The sequence below is a fragment of the Kitasatospora sp. NPDC056531 genome, assembly GCF_042794375.1.
In the GTDB taxonomy this organism is placed as follows: domain Bacteria; phylum Actinomycetota; class Actinomycetes; order Streptomycetales; family Streptomycetaceae; genus Kitasatospora.
Genome location: NZ_JBHTTU010000141.1, coordinates 8,873 through 10,888, shown reverse-complemented (window position 1 = coordinate 10,888; position 2,016 = coordinate 8,873). Strand labels below are relative to the sequence as shown.

The following is a 2,016-nucleotide window of genomic DNA, read 5'->3' as shown; positions in this document are numbered from 1 at the left end:
GCCGTCCGCCTTGCGGCCACGGCGGCCGAGCACGACGCCCGTCACGGCGCCGAGGACGCCGACGACGATGCCGGCGATGCCGAGCGTGCGGGCGGTGGAGTCGCTGCTGCTCGCCTTCGCCGCCGCCGTGCTCGCCGCCGGGGCGGTCGCGGCGGCGCTCGGGGCCGGCGTGGCGAGGCCGCCGGTGGCGGCGATGGCGGCGGTGGCGGCGGTCAGCTTGAGGACCGGAGCCGGGTGCTCCGGCTCCTTCTGGCCGTCCTGGGCCTCGTCGATCCAGCGGACGATGTTCCCGTCGCCGTACGTCTGCAGGGCCTTGAAGACGACCTTGTCGGTGCCGTCCGGCAGCGCGCCGAGGTCGACGGTGAAGTCCTGGTAGTGGCCGGGGGCGATCTGGCCGCCGGTCCAGACGATCTGCGAGACCACGTCCGTGATGTCGCCGTCGGTGGTCTGGATCTGGTCGGTCCAGCCCGGCACCGGCGCGACCAGGGCCGAGGGGATCGGGTGGTCGGTCGGGAAGTCGATCTCGACCTTGACCGTGCTGTTCTTGTCGTCCTCGTTGGGCACGCGGAACGCGAAGGTCTGGTCGGTCGCGTTCTTCGGCACGCTGGACGGCTGCACGGTGACGTGCGCCGACGCGGGGCCTGCGATCAGCAGTACGGCGGCGGCGCCCAGGGCGGTGGCGGCGGCAAGACGGTTGCTGGGGGACAGTCTCATGGCTGTCTGTTCTCCGTGTGGGAACGTGCACGCGCACCCGTCGGCGGGAGGGCCTGCTTCCGAGCAGGGATGACCGTCCGCCGCGGGTCGGATGGAGCGTGCTGGTGTGGTCAGGGGCGCAGAGCTGCCACCGGCCCGGAGGGCGCTGGGATGCGCTCGTCCGTCCGGTCAGGCAGTGGCAGCCGCCGGCGGGCCTCTCCTGATCACACAGTGCCGGAGCAGAACCGGTGACGGCAGCCGCCACCGTCCGCTCGTCCTGGTGAACCATGCGAGCAGCGGCCGCCACCCTCGCCCGATGTCACCGGACAGCACGGCGTCGAGCCGGGTGACCACCTCGCGCAGCCGGGCCGCGTACGCGTGCGCGGTGGCCGAGGCCGCCTCGGCGGTGGTGCGGACCAGCGTCCACACGGCCGCCTCGCCACGTCGCAGCCACCACCCCGCCAGCAGGGTCGCAGCAAGGTGTCCGGCGAACATCGCGGGACTCAACCCGAGCAGGAAGGCGTGGCACCACACGGCGACGTGCGGCGCGGCCGTCGCCGATGCGTGGGCACCGAGGCCGGCCGGCTCTGCCAGGTGGGTGGCCACGGCCCGGGAGGGAGTGCTGTCGGCCGTTCCCATACCCGCCATATCGGGCATTTCCGGCATGGCGGGCATCCTGCCCTTGCCGCCCGGATCGCGCACGGCCCGGGCCTGGGCCGTCATCTGCCCGAAGTGGAAGAGGAGGTGCAGCCCGAGCTGGCCGAGGGCCAGTCCTCCGGTGATCGCGGACAGTGACCGCTCCCGCCCCGCGCCGAACGCGGCAACGCCGCAGGTCAGGACCCAGGCCAGAAGCACCGTGCGGATCGGGACCCCGGCGCCGGAGGCCAGCGTGTGACCGGCTGCGGCCAGCACGACGCAGACCGTCGCGAACGGCGCGGCGCGCAGTACGCGAAAGTCGATTGCGGCGGGACGTGCCGGAGCGGGCACGTTCACGGTTCCGGGGACAGACATGGCGGGCACATCATGCCATCCGTGCCGAGACTCCGTGCACGGTGCCGCGCATTCGTTACGGCTCAGCGGGCGCACGGCGGATGCGGTTCACGCCGAGCGCTCGGGCCTTCCCGGCCGCGCTGCTCCGGGGTCCGCCGACGCAGCTGGGCAGGTGAGGTCGCGGGGCAGTGACGCTGCGACCTGAGGGACCGGGGCGGGGGGGTTCACCCCCCCGCCCGGTCCCCACCCCCCCCCCCGGGTTCGCCCCCGTTTTGCTCCTTTTCCCCCACTGGGCCCGCCGGCCCTCCAGCCGACCAAGCGATCAGGTTGTCC

At 73.6% G+C, this 2,016-nt stretch carries 2 protein-coding genes; both read right to left on the bottom strand.

Features of this window, described 5'->3' with window-relative positions; translation table 11 throughout:
• Nucleotides 1-714: YcnI family protein (locus ACFQ87_RS41800; RefSeq protein WP_380616205.1), on the bottom strand; the 714-nt coding region annotated here is incomplete at its 3' end.
• 168 nt (nt 715-882) lie between these two features.
• Nucleotides 883-1,704 (bottom strand): hypothetical protein, encoded by an 822-nt coding sequence (locus tag ACFQ87_RS41795; protein ID WP_380616204.1) that lies wholly within the window; start codon nt 1,702-1,704, stop codon nt 883-885.
• Nucleotides 1,705-2,016: the final 312 nt, after the last annotated feature.

Coding starts and splice junctions, on each gene's coding strand:
- ACFQ87_RS41795 (WP_380616204.1), bottom strand. CDS start 1,704: ATGTCTGTCCCCGGAACCGTGAACGTGCCCGCTCCGGCACGTCCCGCC.